At 51.6% G+C, this 308-nt stretch carries 1 rRNA gene; it reads left to right on the forward strand.

The features are described 5' to 3' along the window. A 23S ribosomal RNA gene (locus tag JCM17207_RS10515) occupies nt 1-308 on the forward strand; the annotation flags it as partial.

Raw genomic sequence — 308 nt, forward strand, 5'->3', positions numbered from 1 at the left:
AACCTGGTCGGAAGATGGGGGGACCACCCTCCAACCCTAAATACTACCCAGTGACCGATAGCGTATAGTACTGTGAAGGAAAGGTGAAAAGCACCCCGGGAGGGGAGTGAAAGAGAACCTGAAACCCTGTGCCTACAAGCACCTAGAGCACGTCAAAGTGTGATAGGGTACTTTTTGTAGAACGGTCCGGCGAGCGATTGTACGTAGCAAGGTTAAGGTCTTCAGGACTGGAGCCGAAGCGAAAGCAAGTTTGAAAAGGGCGTTAAGTTACGTGCAATGGGCCCGAAACCGAGTGACCTACCCATGAT

Origin of the sequence: Faecalibacterium gallinarum, assembly GCF_022180365.1 — a bacterium.
Lineage (GTDB): Bacteria > Bacillota > Clostridia > Oscillospirales > Ruminococcaceae > Faecalibacterium > Faecalibacterium gallinarum.